We start from the raw sequence: 1025 nt of genomic DNA, 5'->3' as shown, positions 1-1025 counted from the left end.
GTGAGAAATTTCAGAATCTAATTTTATTGTACACAGAGACTATTTATAGCAAAAACATCAATCAAACAAAGTTTTCATTCAAATGGAAAAAAAAAATGTGTCCTTGAGGGCCATAAGATGTTATCTTCCTTATATATTTACCACATGAAATAATGCTTCTAATTAGCTAATAAGGTTAATCCAGAGATAGAATGCCAAATGTAGCCCTGACATGAGCTTATAAACCAGTTTACATACAGTGTACATATTAAGCATATAAATCTCTGAGTACAATCATTACCAATTTACTAAAATTATCATACTTTTTTTGAACAAAGGCATATCTGACAACTCAAAATGATCAAACTAATTAAGTGTAGACAGCTCAGGTTCTCCTGGAGGGAATCTTCATTTTGTACAATCTGAAGTCTCTGCTCACTCAGTTACTTCCAGTTTGCAGAAGTCTTTTGTCCGTGGCGCTATTACAAACTTGTCGATAACATGAAAGCATTCCAATTTCTTCTCAAATTTTTTCACCAAGTCAGATGATGTGTCCTTGTCACGTGCAAACAACATGATTCTTAAAAAGCCTTTGCTGGGATGAAGCTTGACGATAATCATACAGTTGGGGCATTTCATCCAGTTTCCGTCCAAGAACACGCCAAGATTTTCCTGACCCTCTGTCAAAATGGGATCCATATCTGGGTCAACATGATAGGTCCAGGCCATGTTCACACAGTTACCTTCCTGTTCCAATACTCCAGCCATAACCAGAGTGTTATCTTTACCCTTCTTCAGTTCAACCACTGAGTTATCCACTGATTTATAACTTTCAATGTCCTCATTATCCCATGAAGCCACTCCAACATAATACCATGTTCCTAAATACCGGTCGGTAGACAGGACTTCACTGGACAAGGGTTTTGGAGGAAAGCATGGCATTAGAACCTGCGCCACTGCATAGAGTACACCTATTGCTGTTGAAATACTCATTCTTTTACCTCAGAGAGAAGTCATGCACAACTAGACCTGGTACACTGATCCTT

1 protein-coding gene is annotated in these 1025 nt (G+C 38.0%); it reads right to left on the bottom strand.

Annotated elements, in window-relative coordinates:
- Positions 1 to 414: 414 nt before the first annotated feature.
- Positions 415 to 972: a lipocalin/fatty acid-binding family protein gene (locus GFJ41_RS17730; protein WP_170075971.1), complete on the bottom strand. Its 558-nt coding sequence runs from the start codon at positions 970 to 972 to the stop codon at positions 415 to 417.
- Positions 973 to 1025: the final 53 nt, after the last annotated feature.

It is taken from the genome of Paraclostridium dentum (assembly GCF_012922555.1).
Classification (GTDB): Bacteria; Bacillota; Clostridia; order Peptostreptococcales; family Peptostreptococcaceae; genus Paraclostridium; species Paraclostridium dentum.
Note: the sequence above shows the minus strand (reverse complement) of the source record. Positions and strands in the feature narration are given on the sequence as shown.

What these genes read in the sequence shown, in the direction of transcription:
- GFJ41_RS17730 (WP_170075971.1), bottom strand. Translation starts at nt 972, where the DNA reads ATGAGTATTTCAACAGCAATAGGTGTACTCTATGCAGTGGCGCAGGTT.